This is a genomic window from Actinomadura darangshiensis, assembly GCF_004349235.1.
Lineage (GTDB): Bacteria > Actinomycetota > Actinomycetes > Streptosporangiales > Streptosporangiaceae > Spirillospora > Spirillospora darangshiensis.
This window is the reverse complement of the sequence record NZ_SMKY01000165.1, coordinates 1-19,735: the sequence shown is the minus strand read 5'-3', so window position 1 is coordinate 19,735 and position 19,735 is coordinate 1. Positions and strand designations below refer to the sequence as shown.

Genomic DNA, 19,735 nt, shown 5'->3' with positions numbered 1-19,735 from the left:
GGACCGGCCACCGCCCGAGATCATCGGCGTCACCCCGTTCGGCCGTCCCGCACCCCATCTGGCCGTCGCCGTCGCGCGTGCGGGCGGCACCGGCGTGCTCGAGTTCGGCACCGAGCGGGGGCCGGGGCTCGCCGCCCTCGCCGACGTCGGCCGCTGGTGGGCGGGCCCGTTCGGCGTCCGGGTCCCGGCCGGGTGCCGGATCCGGCCGGACGAGCTGCCCGCCGCGGCCGGCACCGTCGTGGTCGACGCCCCCGCCCTGGGCTCCGGCGCCGCGGAGTTCGCCCCCGGCCGCCGCCTCCTGATCGAGGTCACCGGCCCGGACGAGGCCGCCGCCGCGCTCCAGGCCGCCCGCGGGCTCACCGGCGACATCGGGTTGATCGCGCGGGGCCGCGAGGCGGGCGGGCGCGTCGGTGATCTGACCACGTTCGTCCTGCTTCAGCGGCTCCTCGCCGACGTGGACGTGCCCGTGTACGCGGCGGGTGGGATCGGTCCGCACACCGCCGCCGCGGCGGTCGCGGGGGGCGCGGGCGGGGTCGTCCTCGACGTGCAGCTCGCGCTGGTCCGGGAGATGGACCTGCCCGACGACGTCGTGGCCGCGCTGTCGGCGATGGACGGCAGCGAGACCGCGGTCGTGCACGGCCACCGCGTCTACACGCGCCCCGGCCTGCCGGAGATCGACCTCGCCGGGCTCGACCCGGCGCAGGTCAACCTGCGGCTGGGCGCCACCGGGCTGCGGTCGCGGCTGCTGCCCGCGGGCCAGGACGCGCCGCTCGCCGCCGCGCTCGCCGGCCGCCACAAGACCGCCGGGGGAGTGGTGCAGGCCGTCCGGGCGGAGATCGGTCAGCACTTGCGGGCCGCCGTCCGCGCCGAGCCGTTCGCGCCGCGCCCCGAACCGGTGGTCGTCCAGGGCCCGATGACGCAGGTCAGCGACAACTCGGTGTTCGCCGGCGCGGTCGCGCAGGACGGCGGCCTGCCGTTCCTCGCGCTCGCCCTGATGGACGCCGACCGGGTCCGGACCCTGCTGCGCGAGACCGCGGACCGGCTCGGGAAGCGCCCCTGGGGCGTCGGGATCCTCGGTTTCGCGCCGCCGGAGCTGAGGGACGCCCAGCTCGCCGCCGTCCGCGCGGCCGCCCCGCCGTACGCGATCATCGCCGGGGGGCGCCCGCGCCAGGCGGCGGCTCTCGAGGCCGCCGGGATCAGCGCCTATCTGCACGTCCCGTCCCCGGAGCTGCTCGGCCGCTTCCTGGCGGAGGGTGCGCGCAAGTTCGTGTTCGAGGGCGGCGAGTGCGGCGGCCACGTCGGGCCGCGCGCGAGCTTCCCGCTCTGGGACGCGCAGGTTGAGCGGCTGATGGCGTTCGACGGCGACCCGGGCGAGCTGTCGGTGATGTTCGCGGGCGGTATCCACGACGAGCGGTCCGCCGCGATGGTCGCGGCGCTCGCCGGGCCGCTCGCCGAGCGCGGGGCCGACGTCCGCGTGCTGATGGGCACCGCGTACCTGTTCACCGCCGAGGCGGTCGCGGCCGGCGCGATCGTGCCGGGCTTCCAGGACGTCGCGCTCGCCTGCGACCGGACGGCGCTGCTGGAGACGTCCCCCGGCCACGCGACCCGCTGCGCCCGCACCCCCTACGTCCGGACGTTCGAGGAGACGCGCCGGGAGCTGGACCAGGTCGGGACGCCGCGGCAGGAGGTGTGGCGCCGCCTGGAGAAGCTGAACCTCGGCCGCCTGCGGGTCGCCGCCAAGGGCCTGCGCCGCACCACCCCGGTGGACGCCGACGGCCAGCGCGCCGACGGCCTCTACATGATCGGCCAAGCCGCGACGCTCCGGTCGGCGACGACCGGCATCGCCGCCCTGCACGCGCAGGTGACGTCCGGCGCGACCGCCTTCCTGGCCGGCCGCGCCGCCGAACTGGGCATCGGCCCGGCGGCCGGCCCGGCGGCGGCGTCCCCGGCCGAGATCGCGATCGTCGGCATGAGCGGCGTCTTCCCGGGCGCCGCCGACACCGACGCGTACTGGGCGAACATCGTCGGCGGCGTCGACTCGGTCACCGAGGTCACCCGCTGGGACCCCGAGATCTACCACGCCGCGTCCGGCGCGGGGACGACGCCGTCGAAATGGGGCGGCTTCATCCCGGACATCCCGTTCGACGCGCTCGGGTACGGCATCCCGCCCAGCGCCCTCGGCAGCATCGACCCGATCCAGCTCCTCTCGCTGGAGGTCGCGTCCCGCGCGCTGGCCGACGCGGGATACGCCGACCGCCCGTTCGACCGGTCCCGGACGTCGGTGTTCTTCGGCGCGGAGGGCGGCAACGACCTCGGCACCGCGTACGGGATGCGGGCCGCGCTCCCGGCCTACTTCGGCGAGGTTCCGCCCGGCCTGGACGAGCAGCTGCCGCGCCCGACCGAGGACTCCTTCCCCGGCGTCCTCACCAACGTGATCGCCGGGCGGATCGCCAACCGGCTCGACCTCGGCGGCGCGAACTACACAGTGGACGCCGCCTGCGCGGCCTCGCTCGCCGCGCTCGACGCCGCCTGCAAGGACCTCGCCGCCGGAACCAGCGACATGGTGCTGTGCGGCGGCGCCGACCTGCACAACGGCATCCAGGACTACCTGCTGTTCGCCTCGGTCGGGGCGCTGTCGCCGTCCGGGCGCTGCGCCGCGTTCGACTCGTCCGCCGACGGCATCGCGCTCGGCGAGGGCGTGGCGTGCGTCGTCCTCAAGCGGCTCGCGGACGCCGAACGCGACGGCGACCGGATCTACGCGGTCGTCAAGTCGGTCGCCGGCGCCAGCGACGGCCGCTCCCTCGGCCTCACCGCACCGCGCCCGGAAGGCCAGCGCCGCGCGCTGGAGCGCGCCTACGAACGCGCGGGCGTGGCGCCCGCGTCGGTCGGGCTCGTCGAGGCGCACGGCACCGGCACCGAGGTCGGGGACAGGACGGAACTGGCCGCCCTCGCCTCGGTGTTCGCCTCGGCCGCGCCGGGCGGCGTCACGCTCGGATCGGTGAAGTCGCAGATCGGCCACACCAAGTGCGCCGCCGGGCTCGCCGGGCTCATCAAGACCGCGTACGCGCTGCACACGGGCGTGCTGCCGGGGACGCTGCATCTCGCCCGGCCCAACCCGGAATGGACGCCGGACGGCCCGTTCGGCTTCGGCGGCGCCGCCCGCCCCTGGGCGGCCGGCCCGGCCGAACGGTACGCGGGGCTGAGCGGCTTCGGCTTCGGGGGCGCGAACTTCCACGCCGTCCTGTCCGGGTACGAGGGCGCGCCCGAGCCCGTGTCCGGGCTCGCGGAGTGGCCGGCCGAGCTGTTCCTGATCCGGGGAGCCGACCGCGCCGCCGCCCGCGAGGCGATCGACCGGCTCTCGGACCTGCTCGCGGGCGGGCCCCGCCTGCGCGACCTCGCCCGGACCGCCGCCGCGTCCGACGGGCCGGTGCAGGTGGCACTGGTCGCGTCCGGCCTGGACGATCTCCGCGAGAAGCTCGCCGCCGCCGCCGGGTTCCGTCCGGCGCCGGGGGTCTTCCCCGCGGCCGCCGACGGGCCGGGGCAGGTCGCGTTCCTGTTCCCCGGCCAGGGCAGCCAGCGGCCCGGCATGCTCGCCGGCCTCTTCGTCGCGTTCCCGCGCCTGCAGCGCCTCCTGCGCCTGGCCGGCGGACGGTACGCGCCCGCGATGTTCCCGCCCGCCGCGTTCACCCGGTCCGAGGCCCGCCGGCACCGGGCCGAGCTCACCGGCACGCGGATCGCCCAGCCCGCCCTCGGCATCGCCGGGCTGGCCGTGCACCGGCTGCTCACCGCCGTCGGCGTCCACCCGGACCTCGCCGCCGGGCACAGCTACGGCGAGCTCGTCGCGCTCTGCGCCGCCGGCGTCTTCGACGACGCCGACATGATCGGGCTGTCCGCCGCCCGCGCCGAGGCGATCCTGGCCGCCGCCGGGGACGACGCGGGCGCGATGGCCGCCGTCACCGCGTCGCCCGCCGAGGTCCGCGCGGCACTGTCGGGGGTCTCGGAGATCGTCGTCGCGAACCACAACGCGCCCCGCCAGGTCGTGATCTCCGGTTCGTCGGCGGGGCTGGACCGGGCGCTGGCCGTGCTGGCCGCCGCCGGCCTGCCCGCCGAGCGGATCCCGGTCGCGTGCGCGTTCCACAGCCCGCTCGTCGCCACCGCGTCCGCCGATCTGCGCGCCGAGCTGCTCGGCCGCGACCTGCGGTCGCCCGCCTTCCCCGTCTGGTCGAACACGACCGCCGCCCCGTACGAGACCGACCCCGCCGACCTCGCCGCCACCCTGGCCGGGCAGCTCGCCGCGCCCGTCCGGTTCGCCGAGCAGATCGAGGCGATGTACGACGCGGGCGCCCGCACCTTCGTCGAGGCCGGTCCCGGCCGGGTCCTGACCGGCCTGGTCGGCAAGATCCTCGGGGACCGCCCGCACACCGCCGTGAACTGCGACGCGCCCGGCGCGGACGGGCTCTCCGGGCTCCTGCACGCGCTCGCGGAGCTGGCCGCCGCCGGTGTCCCGGTCGACCCGCTGCCGCTGTTCGCGGGGCGCGGCGCCCGCCCGCTCTCCGGCGACCCCGGGACCGAACCCGGCTGGCTCGTCAACGGGCACCTCGTCCGCACCGCCGACGGCGGCTACCCGGACGGCGCGCTGCGTCCCGCCGAGCGCGTCGAGGCGCCCGCCACGTCCGGTTCGGAGACCGCGGTGCTGGAGTACCTGCGCACGAGCCGCGAGATCATCGCCGCCCAGCGCGAGGTGGTCCTGCGGCATCTGGCCGCACCCGCCGCGGCGCCGCGTCCGGTCCCGGCGCCGCGTCCCGTCCTGCCGGGCGAGTCCCTGCCCGTGGCGGAACCGGCCGCCAAGATCCCCGAGGCCGCCAAGGTCTCCGAAGCCGCCAAGGTCCCGGAGGCCGTCAAGGTCCCGGAGGGCGAGCCCGTCCGCGACGCGCACGCCACCGTCCGCGCCGTGATCAGCGCCCGCACCGGCTACCCCGAGACCATGCTGGAGGACGGCCTGAACCTGGAGGCCGACCTGTCCATCGACTCCATCAAGCGCACGGTCATCGTCGGTGAGCTGGCCGACCGCGCGGGCGTCGCCGCGCCCGACCACCTGTCCGGCGCCACGACCATCGGCGAGATCGCCGCCTGGCTCGAAGGCCACGCGGGCACGCCGCCCGAACCGCCGCGTCCCGCCGTCCCGCGTCCCGCCGTTCCACAAGCCGCGCAGCCCAGCGCCCACGTGGCCACGACCGCCCTGTCCGGAGCCGCGCCCGGGCCCCCGCCCCGGCCGGGCGAGGTGGTGCGGCAGGTCGTGCGGTTCGTGGACCTCGACCCGCTGCCGGTGCCGCCCGAGTCGGGGACGGTGTTCGCCGGACGGCGGTTCCTCATCGTGGACGACGGGTGCGGCGTCGCACTGGAACTGGCCGACATGCTGGAGCGGCACGGCGCGCAGGCCCGGACACCGCTCGACGTCGACGGCCCCTGTGACGGGCTCGTCCACCTGGCCGCACTGCGGCCGGGTGCGGCGAGCGTCCTGCCCCGGGCGTTCGAGGACGTCCGGAACGCGCTGGCCGGCGGGCTGCGGTGGCTCGTCTTCGCGTCCGGCGCCGGCGGGACGTTCGGACGCCGGTTCGACGGCGGCGGCATCGGCGACCCCGGACCGGGGGCGGGGCTGAGCGGCCTGGCCAGGACGGTCGCGCAGGAGTACCCCGAGGTGCTCGTCCGGGCGCTGGACCTGGACACCAAGGACACCCCGCGCGCGATCGCCCAGCGCGTCATGGCCGAACTGCTGGCCGCCGACGCGCCGGTCGCGGTCGGGCACGAGGGCGGCCTGCGGCGCGGTCTCGACGTCGTCCCCGCCGAGCCGACCGCCGGGAGCACCCTGGACATCGGGCCGGACGGCGTCGTCCTGCTGACCGGCGGCGCGCGGGGGATCACCGCGAAGGTCGCGCTGGAACTGGCGCGCACGAGCGGCTGCCACATCGAGGTCATGGGCCGCACGCCCGAACCGGAAGGCGAGCCGCAGTTCCCGGACGCCGAGGACGAGGCCGGGCTGCGCCGGGCGCTCGTGGCGCGCGGCGACGGGCGGCCCGCGGAGATCGAGGCGACGATCCGGCGGATCCTCGCCGGCCGCGAGGTGAGCCGGAACCTGGTGGCGCTGCGGGAGCACGCGGCGTCCGTCCGGTACCACGCGTGCGACGTCCGCGACCCGCACGCCGTGCGGACCGCCGTCGACGACGTGTACCGCCGCCATCGGCGCCTGGACGGGGTGGTCCACGGCGCCGGGCTCGTCGAGGACCGGCTGATCCGCGACAAGACGTCCGAGTCGTTCGAGCGGGTGTACCGGACGAAGGTGGACGGCGCCGGCGCGCTCGTCCACGCGGTGCGGCCCGACCTCGGGTTCTTCGTCGTGTTCGGCAGCATCGCGGGCGTGCACGGCAACCGCGGGCAGGCCGACTACGCGGCGGCCAACGACGCGTGCGACACGCTCGCGCACGTGTGGCGCACGCGGCTGCGCGGGCGCGTGCTCGTCGCCGACTGGGGCCCGTGGGCGGGCGGCGGGATGGTGTCGCCGGACCTGGCCCGCGAGTACGCGCGGCGCGGCGTCGGCCTCATCGACCCCGGTGCCGGAGCCGAGGCCCTGCTCAGGGAGATCGCGAACGGGGACGAGACGCAGGTCGTGTTCACCGGGGGAGTCCGGTGAGCGACGCGCGCGAGCCGATCGCGATCGTCGGCGCCGGGGCCGTGTTCCCCGGCGCGGCCTCGGCGGCCGAGCTGTGGCGCAACATCCTGGACGGGTTCGACGCGATCACCGAGGTGCCGTCCGGACGCTGGGACCCCGCGCTCTACTACGACCCGGACGCCTACGGGCGCGAGCCCGAGAGCGACCGGTTCTACTGCCGGCGCGGCGGGTTCGTCGACGAGCAGGCCACCTTCGACCCGGCCCGGTTCGGGATCATGCCCGCGGCGGTGCGCGGCATGGAGCCCGACCAGCTGCTCGCGTTGCGCGCGGCCGGGGACGCGATCAACGACGCGGGCGGCGACGAGCGGCTGCCCGACCGGGCCCGGATCGGCGTGGTCATCGGGCGCGGCGGCTACATCACCCCGGGCGTGGCGCGGTTCGACCAGCGGGTCAGGACGTCCCACCAGGTCACCGCGGTCCTCGCCGAGCTGGTGCCCGAACTCGGGGAGCGGCGGCTGGCGGAGATCCGCCGGGCTTTCTGCGAGCGGCTGGGCCCGGACGGCCCGGACGCCTCGATCGGGCTGGTGCCGAGCTTCGCCGCGTCCCGCATCGCCAACCGGTTCGACCTGCGCGGCCCCGCGTACACGCTCGACGCGGCGTGCGCGTCGTCGCTGCTCGCGGTCGAGCACGCGGTGCGGGCGCTGCGCGGCGGGCAGGCCGACGCGATGCTGGCCGGGGCCGTCCACCACGCGCACCACGCCACCGTCTGGAGCGTGTTCAGCCAGCTGCGCGCGCTGAGCCCGAGCGAGACGATCCGGCCGTTCGACCGGTCCGCGGACGGGACGCTCCTCGCGGAGGGCACCGGCGTCGTCCTGCTCAAGCGGCTGTCGGACGCCGAACGCGCCGGCGACCGGGTGCACGCGGTGATCCTGGGCGCCGGGTCGTCCAGCGACGGCCGCGCCACGAGCATCATGAACCCGCTGGTGGACGGGCAGGTCCTCGCGGTCGAGCGGGCCTGGCGGGACGCGGGCCTGGACCCGGCGGCGCCCGGCGCGGTGGGGCTGATCGAGGCGCACGGCACCGCCACCCCGGCGGGCGACGAGGCGGAGCTGGCGACGCTCCGCCGGGTCTTCGGGACCGCCGGCCCGCCGATCGGGCTCGGCGCGGTCAAGTCGATGATCGGGCACGCGATGCCCGCCGCCGGGATCGCCGGGCTGATCAAGGCGGCGTTCGCGCTGCGCGACGGGGTGCTGCCGCCGACGCTGCACGCGGACGACCCGCACCAGGCGCTGCAGGACGGCCGGCTGCGGCTCGTCCGGGAGGCCGCCGAGTGGGCGCGCGACGGCGGGCCGCGGCGGGCCGCCGTCAACGCGTTCGGGTTCGGCGGCGCCAACGCGCACGTGATCTTGGAGGAGCCGCCGAAGGCCCGGCGGGCGCGCCGGCGGAAGCTCAGTGCACCGCAGTCGGACGAGGGCGTCCTGAGGCTGGCCGCACGGACGACCGAGGAACTCGCCGAAGCCCTGGCCGTCCCGGACGAGAAGCTTCTCGCGCAGGTCTCCGAAGACGTATCCGACCTTCCATGCCGTCTGGCCATCGTCGGACCTACCTCCCGCAGGCTCGACCTCGCGCGGGCCGTCGTGCAGCGCGGGACCCCGTGGCGCGGCCGCAGCGACGTGTGGTTCTCGCCCCGCCCGCTCCTCGCCGGCGGCGGACGGCTCGCGTTCCTGTTCCCCGGGTTCGAGCCCGCCTTCGACCCGCGCGTGGACGACGTCGCCCGGCATTTCGGGATGCCGGAACCCGAGCTGACCGGGCGCACCGACCTGATCGGGCACGCCGCCGACGTGCTCCGCGTCGGCCGCCTGCTGGCCGCGGCGCTCGCCGAGCTGGGCGTCGAACCGGACGTCGCGGCGGGCCACAGCCTCGGCGAATGGACGGCGATGATCGTCGCCGGGATGTACGACGGCGACGCGGCCGAGGCGTTCGTGCAGGCGCTCGACGGCGGGGCCCTCGACGTCCCCGACGTCGTCTACGGGGCGCTCGGCTGCGGCGCGGCGCAGGCGCGGGAGGCCGCCGGCGGACGTTCCGGCGTGTTCGTCAGCCATGACAACTGCCCGCACCAGTCGGTGATCTGCGGCCCCGCCGGTGAGGTCCGCGAGATCCTCGGGCGGCTCGCGTCCGAAGGGGTGCTCGGGCAGGAGCTCCCGTTCCGGACGGGCTTCCACACCCCGCTCGCCGAGTCCTACGAGAAGCAGGTCCAGCACTCGTTCGAGGCGCTGGCGATCCACGAGCCGCGCGTGCCGCTGTGGTCGGCGACGACGGTCGCGCCGTTCCCGCGATCCACGTCCGAGGTGCGGGATCTCGTCGTCCGGCACCTGCTCGAACCCGTCCGGTTCAGCGAGCTGATCGAGGAGCTGTACGGCGCGGCGCACGTGCGGGCGTTCGTGCAGGTGGGGCCGGGCAGCCTCACCGGCTTCGTCGCCGACCGGCTCGGCGGCCGCGAGCACCTCGCGATGGCCGTCAACGTGCCGAAACGGGACGGGATGGCCCAGCTCCGCCGCGTCGTCGCCGCGCTGTGGGCGGAGGGCTACGGCGCGTCCCCGCCCGTCCCGCCGCCGGCGGCGGGCATGCGCCTCGACCTCGGGACACCGCTGGTCAGGCTGGACGGGGCGGTGGAGCCGATCCGGATCACGCCGGGGGTGCCGCCGCTGCCGGCCGACGACCCCGTCCTGGCGGAGCTGGAGGCGCTGCTCAACGACGCGACGAGCGGGGCGCAGTCCGTCCTGGAGGCGATCGGCGGCGGTGCCGCGCCGGTGCCGGAGACGGACGTCTCGCCGGTCGCGGCCGAGCTGAACGTCTCCCGCGTCTTCTCGCTCGACGCGATGCCCTACCTGAGCGACCACTGCGTGTTCCCGCAGGCCCGGAACTGGCCGGACATGTCGGACAGGTTTCCGATCGTCCCGCTGGCCACGCTGCTGGAGGTCATGGCGGGCACGGCCCGCGAACTGCTGCCCGACCTGGTCGTCGTCGGGTTCGAGAACGTCCGCGCGGTCCGCTGGATCGTCGCCGCCCCGGCGACCGGCGCCGACATCCACGCCTACCTCATCGAGGAGGGCGAACGTCCGCGCAAGGTGAAGGTCGTCATCCCGGGCCACGCGGACGGGACGGTCCTGCTCGCCGACCGCTACCCGATGTCGCCCGCCCCCGACCGCACGCCTTTGACCATCGAAGGGCCGCCCATAGTCACCGCCGAACGGCTCTACGAGGAACGCTGGATGTTCCATGGGCCGCTCTTCCGCGGCATCACCGAGATCACGGCACTCGCGGAGGACGGTGTGCGCGCCGTCCTGACCTCGTTGCCGACGCCGGGCGCGCTCATCGACAGCGCAGGGCAGCTCTGCGGCCACTGGATCCAGGTGTACGGCGACACCAACCAGACCGTCTTCCCGGTGGGGATCGAACGGGTCTCGCTGTACGGGCCCTTGCCGTCCGCAGGGGAGCACCTGGAGACGACCATCTGGAACCAGTCCCTCACCGACACGACCATGCGCTGCTCTGCGGAGATGGTCCAAGAGAACGGGACGGTATGGGGGCGCATCGACGGATGGACGACGCACCGCTTCTACACCGACGAAGCCCTATGGCGGATGAAGTTCACCCCGGAAGTGTCCGGAACGGGGGAGCCGCAGCCCGGCGGGTGGTGCCTGGCCCTCAAACGCTGGGACGGCACCGCATCGCGCGACCTGCTCATGCGCCAGTACCTCTGCGCCGGCGAACGCGCCGAGTACGAGGCGCTCCCGCCGTTCGCGCAAGGGCCGTGGCTGCTCGGACGGATCGCCGCCAAGGACGCCGTCAGGGACCACCTATGGCGCAACGGTCACGGACCTCTGTTCCCCGCGGAACTCACCGTCAAAGACGGGCCGCTCGTGACGGGCCCGTTCGACGAAGCCATCACCGTCTCCATCGCCTCGGACGCCGAACTGGGCGTGGCCCTGGTGAGAGCCGGTCACGAACCGGCCGGCATCGGGCTCGCCCCAGACGAGAAGGACGCGCGGGTCCGCGCGGCCAAGCAGGCGGTGCTGCAGTCACTGAACGCGGGATCGCAGCGTCCTGAACTGGTCGTGACCGTCGCCGACACCGAACGGCTCCTGATCGCGGCCGACGGCACGGTCACCACGGTGGAGACACGCGAACTCGAAGGACACGTCGTGGCCTGGACGGCCGCGTCAGGCGGAACGGACCTGGAGGAAAGCCGAGTATGAACGACGTCATGTCCGAGGTCGTCCAGATGCTGACCGAGGTCGTGGGGGAGGACTTCCTACTCGACGTGGAGGTCGGCCCAGAGACCTCGTTCAGCGACGACCTCGCCCTGGAGAGCATCGAGTTCGTCGCGCTCGTCGACCGGCTCCGCGCACACTACGGCGACCGCGTCGACTTCCCCGCCTTCATCGCCGGGCTCGACCTCGACCAGATCATGAACCTGACCGTCGGGGACGTGGTGGAGCACATCACCGCGCGGGAGGAGGCGCATGCCTGACGTGACCGCGCGCGGTCTGCGCTTCCACGTCCAAGAATGCGAGGGCGACGGGCCCGTCGTGGTGTTCCTCCACGGCCTCGTCATCGACAACCTCTCCAGCTTCTACTACACGCTCGCGGCCCCGGTCGCCGCCGCTGGCGCGCATTCCGTCCTGTACGACATGCGCGGGCACGGGCGGAGCGAACGTCCGGCCACCGGATACTCCGTGCAGGACTCCGTGGCCGACCTGTTCGCCGTACTCGACGCCTTGGGGCACGACCGCGTCCACCTGGTCGCGAACAGCTTCGGTGGAGTCATCGCGCTGAACGCGGCCCTCCTGCGTCCTGACCGAGTCGCCGGGCTCGCCCTCATCGAAGCGCACGGCCCCGCCGAACGGTCCTTCTGGCATGAGGACCTCCTCAACACTCTGGCGAAATCGGCGCTGCTCCTTGAGTACGAACGGACGGCGGACCAGCTGCTGGACTCCGGGCAGCGCCGCCTGGGCCGGATCGCCGCGACCGCCGACGCCCTCCTCAACGGCACGACGCTCATGGACGACCTCGCCGCCGCCGAACCCGTCCGCCCCGCCGTCCTCGCCGCCCTGGACCGCCCCGTCCTCGCGATCTACGGGCAGCACTCGGACGTCGCCGACGCCGGGCGGCTGCTGCTCCGCCACGTCCCGAACTGCACCCTGCACACCCTGACCGGGCACGCGCACACCGTGCTCCAGGAGGGAACCGCCGAGATCCTGGAGGTCCTGTTGCCCTGGCTCGCCCACCACGCCGCAGCCCCCGCGCTCGCGGGAGCCGCCCGGTGAACGCCCGCCGCGTCCAGGTCCCGTCCCTGCTCGGCGACGGCGCGGTCCGGCGGGCACGGACGCCGCCGCGCCGCTTCCTGTTCGCCGTCCCGCCGCTGACCGGGCACGTCAACCCGGCCGTCGCGGTCGCCGCCGAACTCGCCCGGCGCGGCCACAAGGTCGCCTGGACGGGGCACCGCCCGTCCCTGGAACCCCTGCTGCGGCCCGGCTCCCGCATCTTCAGCACGGCCGGCGACGACTTCGGGAAGCGCCTGCCCGCCGTCTGGGACGACTGGCTGGGCCTGCGCGGCCTCGCCGCCCTCCGCTTCTTCTGGGAGGAGTTCGTCGTCCCGCTCGGCCACTCGATGATGCCGGGCGTCGAGAAGGCCATCGACCGGTTCCACCCGGACGTGGTGGTCTCCGACCAGCTCGTCCTCGCCGCCCCGGTCGCCGCCCGGCACCGGCGGCTGCCGTGGGCGACCTCCGCGACGACGTCCGCCGAGTTCACCCGGCCGCTCGCCGGCATGCCGAAGGTCGAGGCGTGGGTGCGCGACCTGATCGGCGATTTCCAGCTCGACCACGGCATCGACGACCTGCTCGACCTGCGCTTCTCCGACCACCTCGTGCTGATCTTCTCCACCGGCGCGCTGGTCGGCGACACCTCGTTCTTCCCCGGCCACTTCGCCTTCGTCGGCCCGGCGCTGGGCCGGCCCGCGCCGGCCGCGTTCCCGTGGGAGTGGCTGGACGGCCGCCCCGCCGTCCTGGTCTCCCTCGGCACGATCAACGGCCCGGCCGGCGAGCGGTTCTTCCGGGCCGCCGCCGACGCCGTCCGGGACCTGGACCTTCAGGCGATCTTCGTCGCGCCGCCCGGTGCGGTGGCCGAGCCGCCGCCGAACGTCCTCGTCCGCGAGTACGTGCCGCAGCTCAAGCTGCTCGAACGGCTTTCCGCCGTCGTCTGCCACGGCGGCCACAACACCGTCTGCGAGTCCCTCTCCCACGGGCTGCCGCTGGTGGTCGCCCCGATCCGCGACGACCAGCCGGTCATCGCCCGCCAGGTGGAGGCCGCCGGCGCCGGCATCTCCGTCCGGTTCACCCGGGTCCGCCCGGACGAGCTCCGCGCCGCCCTCACGACCGTCCTCGCGGACGGTCCGCACCGCGCCGCCGCCGGACGCGTCCGCGACTCGTTCGCCTCGGCCGGCGGCGCCGCCGAAGCCGCCGACCGCTTGGAGAAGCTGGCGTGACCGACCAGGCCACCGCACCCGAGATCCGGCTGACGGCCCACATCTTCGAGCGGACCTACGGCACGCCACCGGCGACGACCCGGCATTTCCGGGGAGCGCTGCCGCTCTTGGACGGCGTGGACGTCCCGCTGCCCTGGGGCGCCGCCGTCGCCGCGGCCCGCTCGGACGGCGCGACGTCCCTCTACTCCATGAACCACCACAGCGAGGGCGTCGTACCGGCCTCCACCACGGCCGCCTGGGCGCGCCCATGCGTGGAGGCCCTGCACGCCTACGCCGACCCGGCGACCCGCCTCGTCGTGAACCGCGAACTACCGGCGGCCACGGGCCTCTTCACGGGCTTCGAGACGCTGCACGCTACCGCCCTCGCTCTGCAAGACCTCTACGGCGAGCCCGAGGAACCGGTCGCCGCGCCCCCGCCGATGCTCTGGGACCTGTCCAGGTCGGGCCTCCGCCTGCTCGTGATCGACGTGGGGGCCCGCCATCCTGCCGCCGTCCCTCCTGCCGACCCGGACCTGGCGGGACGCGCCGCCACCGTCCTCCTGGAGGGCCGTCCGGCCGACCTCGGACCGCTCCTGACCGACGCCCACAGCCCCGGCAACCCGGCGCACGACGACGCCCTGGAGGCCGCCCTGGACGCCGGCGCCCTCGGCGGCCGGACGGTCGGCGCCTGCATGGTGGCCCTGACCCCGGTGGACGACGTCCTCCACATCCGCGAACAGGTGACCGCCCGCCTCACACCAAACCTCCCCAGACCACCCCGCTACCTGACCATTTGAAATACCGCATGCCGGACGCCTGGGCTCGCTCACACCCGAGCAGACCGGCCTCACCGCCGGAGGCCCGCACGGCGCCGACGCCCTGCGCGTCCTCCGCAACTACGCCGCTTGACCACTCGAACAGAATGGGCATGGAACGCGTCCGGCAGCTTCGGCGTACCTCTGTATGGTTGACGCCATGTCAGGGAGAAAGATCCATCCCGCCTTCGCCATATTCTGCGGCGTCGGCGTTGCGATCATGCTGTTCGCGCTCTTCGGGAGCCTGGTCGCCGGCGCGAAGGTCGACGACGCCGGGGAGGACAAGGGCGAGATCCAGCTGCAGCTCGCGACGATGCTCAACTTCATCGTGGCCGGCTTGGCGCTGATTCTGGCCGGCGTCGGATTCCAGCTGGCGGCGGGGCCGAAGACGGCCGCACCGCCCGCCCCCACCCCGTATGCCCAGGGACCGCAGCAGTACCAGGCACAGCCACCGCCCGCCGGCGGGCAATGGGGCCAGCAGCACCCCGGCCAGCATTGACTCTCCGGAACCGGTCAGCACCATTTCAAGGGGGAGTGAGATGACGGAGCGGCGCGCGATTCTCAGCGGCTCCACGTTCGAGGAACGGATCGGCTACGCCCGCGCCGTCGTGGACGGCGAATGGGTCCACGTGTCCGGGACCACCGGATTCGACTACACCACCATGACGATCTCCGACGACGCGGTGGAGCAGGCCGAGCAGTGCCTGCGCAACATCGAGGCCGCCCTCACCGAGGCGAAGTGCACGTTCGCCGACGTCGTCCGCGTCCGGTACCTGCTGCCCGACCGGGCCGACTTCGAGCCCTGCTGGCCGGTGCTCCGGCGCTGCTTCGGCGACGTCCGCCCCGCCGCCACGATGATGGTGTGCGGCCTCGCCGACCCCCGCATGAAGATCGAGATCGAGGTCTACGCCCGCAGGCCCTGACCGGCGGTCAGACGTTGAGGGTCGTGCGGAGGTGGCGGGCGCTGTTCAGGGTGGCCTTGAACGAGGCTTCGGCTATCGCCTTGGCCATGAAATGGCATGTCCAGGTGACCAGGAATGTGGCCAGGATGAGGACGGGCGCCCATGCCCAGGTGAGATGGACGACTATTCGTTCGAGGGTGGCATGCGGTTCGACCACGGGCTCCCAGCTGTTGAGGCGGGCCCAGCGTCCGAGGAAGATGCCGATGGCGCAGAGCGCGTGCGCGGCGATGGTGGCGGGGAACTGCCAGGCGCCGTAGCCGATGCGGGTCAGGTGGCGCAGGGCGGCGGACAGGGCGAGGTAGTAGGCCAGGAAACCTGAGCCGATGAGCACCGCGTAGACGGGGAGTATCGCGGTCACCACGGGGCCGCCGCGGTCGGCGAGGATGATGTCGCCGCGCAGGTGCACCAGGTCGGTGACGACGTAGGGCGCGTTCGGCAAGAACAGGACGAAAAGGACGAGGCCCGCCCACCAGAACGGCGAGCGGGAGAGGCGGTCGCCGCGGAAGACCAGATAGGCGAGGCCCACCGGGATCCATGCCAGGAAAGTGTTCCAGCCCATCCACCAGAAGTCGCGGTGGAGAACATCGACCAGATTCGGTGCCACCTGCTCAAGAACCCCCATGGCTCCATAGTGCACGGCTACTCGGATGAACGGTAGAAGTCGAGCAGGGCGTCGGTGTTGCGCAGGACGGAGGCGGCCTCGCGGAAGCGGTCGTCCCATTCGGGGTCGGAGCGGAGGGCGCCCACGGCCGTTTCGAGGGCGGAGGTGGAGCCCCATAGCGCGAGGTCGCGGGCGGCCAGGTCGCGTTGGTCCCGGTCCCACCAGGCATTGACGGTGCGGTGCTGCTCCGCCAGCGTCGCGCCGGGGATGGCGCGCCCGTGGCGGGCCTCCCATGCGTCGCTCAGCGGGTGGCGTCCGCCATCGGGATCCGCCCGCCTGGCCTCTCCCAACTGCTCCAGGACGATGCACCAGCGGTAGGGGGCGGCGAAGTAGTTCGCCTCGTCGTCCGTGCACGCCCCGTCGCGCAGGGCGGAGACCAGATGGTCGGCCAGTGCGCGGGGGGCGGCCCTGCCCGCGACGGCCGCGTCGACGGCGTGGGAGACGGTGCAGTCGCGGAGCCGCGCGGGCAGCCCGTCGAGGACGGGGTCGGCGAGGCGCGGGGTGCCCCAGCCGGTCAGGTGGGCGGCGGCCGCGAGTTCGGCCCACACCACCAGTTCGGGACGGTCGGACAGGGCGCGCTGCGCCGTGCGCATGTCGCGCAGCGTGCAGGGCGAGTCGCGGCAGTCCGTCCCGCAGGTGCCGCTTCGCGGGGTCACCAGCACGCGGGGGGACGTCACCGGCACGGGCTTCTCCAGGTGCGAGCCGTCCGGCATGCGGACCAGGTGCGGGTAGTCCATGCCGTCGGTGAACACCGCGCCCTCGCCCGGCGTGAGCGTGACGAGGAACTGCGACTGGGCCTCGGTGATGTTCATGGTGGCGCCGACCGCGTCCCGGTCGTCCTTCGCCGGCAGCCGGTGGACGATCTTGACGGCGGTGTTCTTGATGACGTCCGGGACGAGCTTGGACGGGATCTGCTCCGCCACGATCAGCCCCTCCCCGTACGCGCGGATCTCCGCGAGGAGGCTCGCGAACGTCTCCACGGCGTGCGACGCGGGCCCGGCCTGCTCGCTGCGCCGCAGCAGCCGGTGCGCCTCCTCGAACACGCTGAGGTGCCGCAGGCCGGGCGCCGCGCCCTGCCGCTGCCGGAGCCGCAGATGCTCGACCAGGCGGACCAGGACGGTGCCCATCAGGAACGCCTTGTCGCTGTCGTCCCCGACGTCCTCGATCTCCAGGACGACGTTGCGGGCGAGCAGCGCGTCGAAGTCGATCGGGTGGCCGCCCTCGAAGAACCGCCCGGTGGTGCCGAGCCGGAGGCTGGACAGCCGGACCCGGATGAAGCCGCGGACGTTGTCGGTGATCTCCTGGCTGTAGCCGATGTCCTCGACGACCTGCTCCGCCGTCGCCTGCAGGTCCGCGAGGGTCGGGTAGCGCGGCGACGTCCCCGGAACCGCCGGCTCGCCGAGCGCGAGGTCCCAGCCGAGCCGCTCGTAGCAGCGGGTCAGCGCTCCCGCGAGCACCTGCGGGAACGGCTCCTCGGCCTCGAACGCGGCGAGGAACAGCGCGCGGACGAGGTCGGCGTGGGTCTGCAGCGGGAACGGCCGCCCGTCCGGGCCGAGGGCCGGTTCGAGCGGGTTGATCCCGGCCGCGACCGCCTCCGCGTCCCCCGGGCGGATCGTGACGACCTCCGCGTCCGGGAGCCGCGCCGCCATCAGCCGGTACTCCGCCTTCGCGGGCTCGACGACCAGCCACGGCAGGCCGGCTTTGGACGCGGACGTCAGCAGCGACCGGACCGTCTGCGACTTCCCGGAACCCGTCGCGCCGCACACGAACGTGTGCCGGTTCAGGCTGGACAGCGGCAGCGACAGCGGGCCCACGTCGCGTCGGTTGCGGTCGAGGACCCGTCCCAGCCGGACGCCCGTGTCCGGCGACTCGGGCGTCACGTCGAACTCGGGCCGCATCACGAACCTGACCCCGGCGACCTCCCGGACGGGCGGACGCGCCAGCGCCGCCACCAGCTGCGTGCTCGCCTCGAACGGCCCCGCCGCCCCCGGGACCAGCGCATACGGCAGCCGGCCCAGGTCCGCGGACGCGCACACCAGCGCGGCGACCCGGGAGGCGGCCTGCGGCGTCGCGGCGCCGGCCAGCAGATGCACCCGCCACAGCCCGGACGTGGCGGACTGCCGCAGCTCGCGGTGCCGCTTCTCCATGCGGACGGCCGTCACCGACTCCTCCGGGGACATCTCCGCCATCGACTGGGCGCGCTGCTGCCGGTCCGCCAGGTCGTCGGCGATCCGCTGGGCCTCCGACGGGTCGACGGGCTCGGCGACCAGCAGCCACGCGAACGGCTGCATCCACACCGACAGGAGACCGTCCTCCAGGGACGGCCTCGCGGGCTCCTCGGGCGGCGGGTCGTCGGCGAGCAGGCCGTCGGCGATGCCGCCGATGCTCACCCAGTGCGGCATCGAATCCTCGGCCATGCCCTGCGGAAGCAGCGTGCCGCGTCCGCCCGCGGGGAGGCTCAGCGTCGCCGAACGCCCGTCGTGGTCGGCGACGAGGCCGTCACCGCCGACGAACACCTCCGTCGGGCCGAACGGCTCCGCGCGCCGCCAGCCGACCAGCACCGGGTCCTTGCCCGCGTGGTAGGCGGAGACGAGCGCGGCGAGCCGCTGGTCGCGCCATTCGTCCCGTCCGTCCGTCTCGTCCGGGCGGGGGACCTCCAGCAGCCGGCACACCGGCAGGCCCCGGACCATGCTCCAGATGTCAGCGCCGGTCATCGTCCTGCCCCGCCCCCTCCTCGGGATCGACCACCGTCCAGTCATCGTCGCGCGCGACGGTGCCCGGGGAGCCGGCGAGCGTCACCGGCCGGTCCAGGCGGCCTTCCCAGCGGCTCGCCCACTCGCGCAGCGCCGGGGTGGCCTCGCCGGTGTCGATCTCGAAGTCGTAGCCGTCCGCGTCGTCGGCGAGTTCGAGCCTGCGCAGGCTGTCGAAGAACGGCGCCCTCGGCTTGGGACGCTCCCGAGAGAACCCGGCGGCACGATATCGCGCGACGGCCTTCTCCGCCCGTTGCGTCCGCTCCTTCTCGGACGCGTTGCGGTGCTGTTCGGACACCTGCGTGCGCAGATCGTCCTCGTCCTGCGGGAACCATTTCCTGGGATCCTCGGAACAGAACCGCGCACCCGGCCCCCGCAGCCGGACGGCCGTGTCGGTGATGCCGTCCGCGGCCATCGCGTCACGCAATTCCCTGACGCACTCGTCCCACCTTTCGGGACGTATCCCGAGCGGCGCCCGGTGCGTCCGCATGTCCCGGAGCTCCTCGGCCGAGACGCCCGCGAACGCGTACTCGCGCTCGGTGAACACATACCCGGACGGTTCGATCACCTCGGGAAACACCGTCCGATCAACCGCGCTACGTTCCGCGAAAGGCGCTCCGGCCGTCCGCGGCACCTCCACCGCCCCGGCAGCCTCAACGTCCCGGCTCGCGCCCCGCTGATTCACCGGGACGTCAGCGCCGCGCACCCGCTCGACCTGGGGCTCCGCCACCGGGCGGATCTCCGGCTCTCGAACGGGAGTCTTCTCGGCCTCTTCCCGTCCGGGACCGGCGACATCGGCCTGGTCTTCCGCGTTCCCGGCTTCGTTCTCCGGCGCCGGGGGATCGACGACTTCCCGCTCGCTGTCGCCGATGTCCGGTTCAGCTTCATCGGCTTGGGCGTCGGTCTGCTCTTCTTCGGCGGTCGCGGGTTCGTTTTCCGGCGCCGTGAGGTCGTCATCGGCTTCCGGTCCGGCCGGTTGGACGTCATCGGCCGCGCCGTCGGGCTGGTCATCCGCTATCCCGGATGCGTCCTCCGGCGCGGATGAGTCGTCGGCGTCAGCCGGGTCGTCGGGTTGAGTTTCGGCGGCCTCGGGTTCGCCATCTGGGGCGGAGGCGCCGTCAGCGGCTTCCCGATCGGCGTCTTCGGCCGAGGTGTTGGGCTCATCTTCCGCGGATGCGTCTTTCGGCGCGGAGGAGTTGCCGTCAGCCGGGTCGTCGGTTCGACTTTCCGCGGTCTCCGATTCGAGGGCGGTGGGGGACTCGTCGGGCTGAGGTTCCGCGGCCTCGGGGGCGGCCTTCGGTGGCGGACGGTCAGGGAGCTGGGCGGCGGCGCGGCTGGCAAGGCGGGAAGG

12 protein-coding genes are annotated in these 19,735 nt (G+C 74.3%); 9 read left to right on the top strand and 3 right to left on the bottom strand.

Translation table 11 applies throughout. The features are described 5' to 3' along the window. The 8 genes from E1293_RS29310 to E1293_RS29270 form a co-directional block, all read left to right on the top strand. Window positions 1-6,688 (top strand): type I polyketide synthase (locus E1293_RS29310; protein ID WP_207939153.1); only part of this gene is annotated, 6,688 nt, incomplete at its 5' end. After that, window positions 6,685-10,926 (top strand): beta-ketoacyl synthase N-terminal-like domain-containing protein, encoded by a 4,242-nt coding sequence (locus tag E1293_RS29305; RefSeq protein WP_132200721.1) that lies wholly within the window; start codon window positions 6,685-6,687, stop codon window positions 10,924-10,926. The genes E1293_RS29310 and E1293_RS29305, both read left to right, overlap by 4 nt. Continuing rightward, window positions 10,923-11,201, top strand: a complete 279-nt coding sequence (locus E1293_RS29300; protein WP_132200720.1) for an acyl carrier protein — start codon at window positions 10,923-10,925, stop codon at window positions 11,199-11,201. Before E1293_RS29305 ends, E1293_RS29300 begins: the two co-directional genes overlap by 4 nt. Then, on the top strand, window positions 11,194-11,997 hold the full coding sequence (locus E1293_RS29295) for an alpha/beta fold hydrolase (protein WP_132200719.1): 804 nt from the start codon (window positions 11,194-11,196) through the stop codon (window positions 11,995-11,997). Before E1293_RS29300 ends, E1293_RS29295 begins: the two co-directional genes overlap by 8 nt. Further along, window positions 11,994-13,217, top strand: a complete 1,224-nt coding sequence (locus E1293_RS29290; protein ID WP_243716703.1) for a glycosyltransferase — start codon at window positions 11,994-11,996, stop codon at window positions 13,215-13,217. The genes E1293_RS29295 and E1293_RS29290 overlap by 4 nt, the downstream gene beginning before the upstream one ends. Next, window positions 13,214-13,993 carry a hypothetical protein gene (locus tag E1293_RS29285; RefSeq protein WP_132200718.1) on the top strand — a complete coding sequence of 260 codons (780 nt, stop codon included), beginning with the start codon at window positions 13,214-13,216 and terminating at the stop codon, window positions 13,991-13,993. The genes E1293_RS29290 and E1293_RS29285 overlap by 4 nt, the downstream gene beginning before the upstream one ends. 178 nt (window positions 13,994-14,171) lie before the next feature. After that, window positions 14,172-14,510, top strand: coding sequence for a hypothetical protein (locus tag E1293_RS29275; protein ID WP_132200717.1), 339 nt, complete (start codon window positions 14,172-14,174; stop codon window positions 14,508-14,510). 40 nt (window positions 14,511-14,550) lie between these two features. After that, a complete protein-coding gene (locus E1293_RS29270; RefSeq protein ID WP_132200716.1) occupies window positions 14,551-14,934 on the top strand; it encodes a RidA family protein in 384 nt (127 codons plus the stop codon). A 7-nt stretch (window positions 14,935-14,941) separates the two neighbouring features. On the opposite strand, the gene E1293_RS29265 is transcribed toward E1293_RS29270, so the two are convergent. From E1293_RS29265 to E1293_RS29255, 3 genes are read right to left on the bottom strand one after another with little or no spacing between them, the layout of a single operon-like run. After that, window positions 14,942-15,595, bottom strand: coding sequence for a DUF1361 domain-containing protein (locus tag E1293_RS29265; RefSeq protein WP_132200715.1), 654 nt, complete (start codon window positions 15,593-15,595; stop codon window positions 14,942-14,944). 17 nt (window positions 15,596-15,612) lie between these two features. Beyond that, complete coding sequence (locus E1293_RS29260; protein WP_132200714.1) at window positions 15,613-18,348, bottom strand: ATP-binding protein; 2,736 nt, start codon at window positions 18,346-18,348, stop codon at window positions 15,613-15,615. After that, entirely contained in the window at window positions 18,335-18,952 is a 618-nt protein-coding gene (locus tag E1293_RS29255) for a hypothetical protein (protein WP_132200713.1), read from the bottom strand. Before E1293_RS29255 ends, E1293_RS29260 begins: the two co-directional genes overlap by 14 nt. Window positions 18,953-19,276: 324 nt before the next feature. Here E1293_RS29255 and E1293_RS47760 point away from each other — a divergent pair, with 324 nt between their 5' ends. Then, window positions 19,277-19,429 carry a hypothetical protein gene (locus E1293_RS47760; RefSeq protein ID WP_165978442.1) on the top strand — a complete coding sequence of 51 codons (153 nt, stop codon included), beginning with the start codon at window positions 19,277-19,279 and terminating at the stop codon, window positions 19,427-19,429. Window positions 19,430-19,735: the final 306 nt, after the last annotated feature.

Coding starts and splice junctions, on each gene's coding strand:
- E1293_RS29295 (WP_132200719.1), top strand. CDS start 11,194: ATGCCTGACGTGACCGCGCGCGGTCTGCGCTTCCACGTCCAAGAATGC.
- E1293_RS29265 (WP_132200715.1), bottom strand. CDS start 15,595: ATGGGGGTTCTTGAGCAGGTGGCACCGAATCTGGTCGATGTTCTCCAC.
- E1293_RS29300 (WP_132200720.1), top strand. CDS start 10,923: ATGAACGACGTCATGTCCGAGGTCGTCCAGATGCTGACCGAGGTCGTG.
- E1293_RS29275 (WP_132200717.1), top strand. CDS start 14,172: ATGTCAGGGAGAAAGATCCATCCCGCCTTCGCCATATTCTGCGGCGTC.
- E1293_RS29270 (WP_132200716.1), top strand. CDS start 14,551: ATGACGGAGCGGCGCGCGATTCTCAGCGGCTCCACGTTCGAGGAACGG.
- E1293_RS29260 (WP_132200714.1), bottom strand. CDS start 18,348: ATGACCGGCGCTGACATCTGGAGCATGGTCCGGGGCCTGCCGGTGTGC.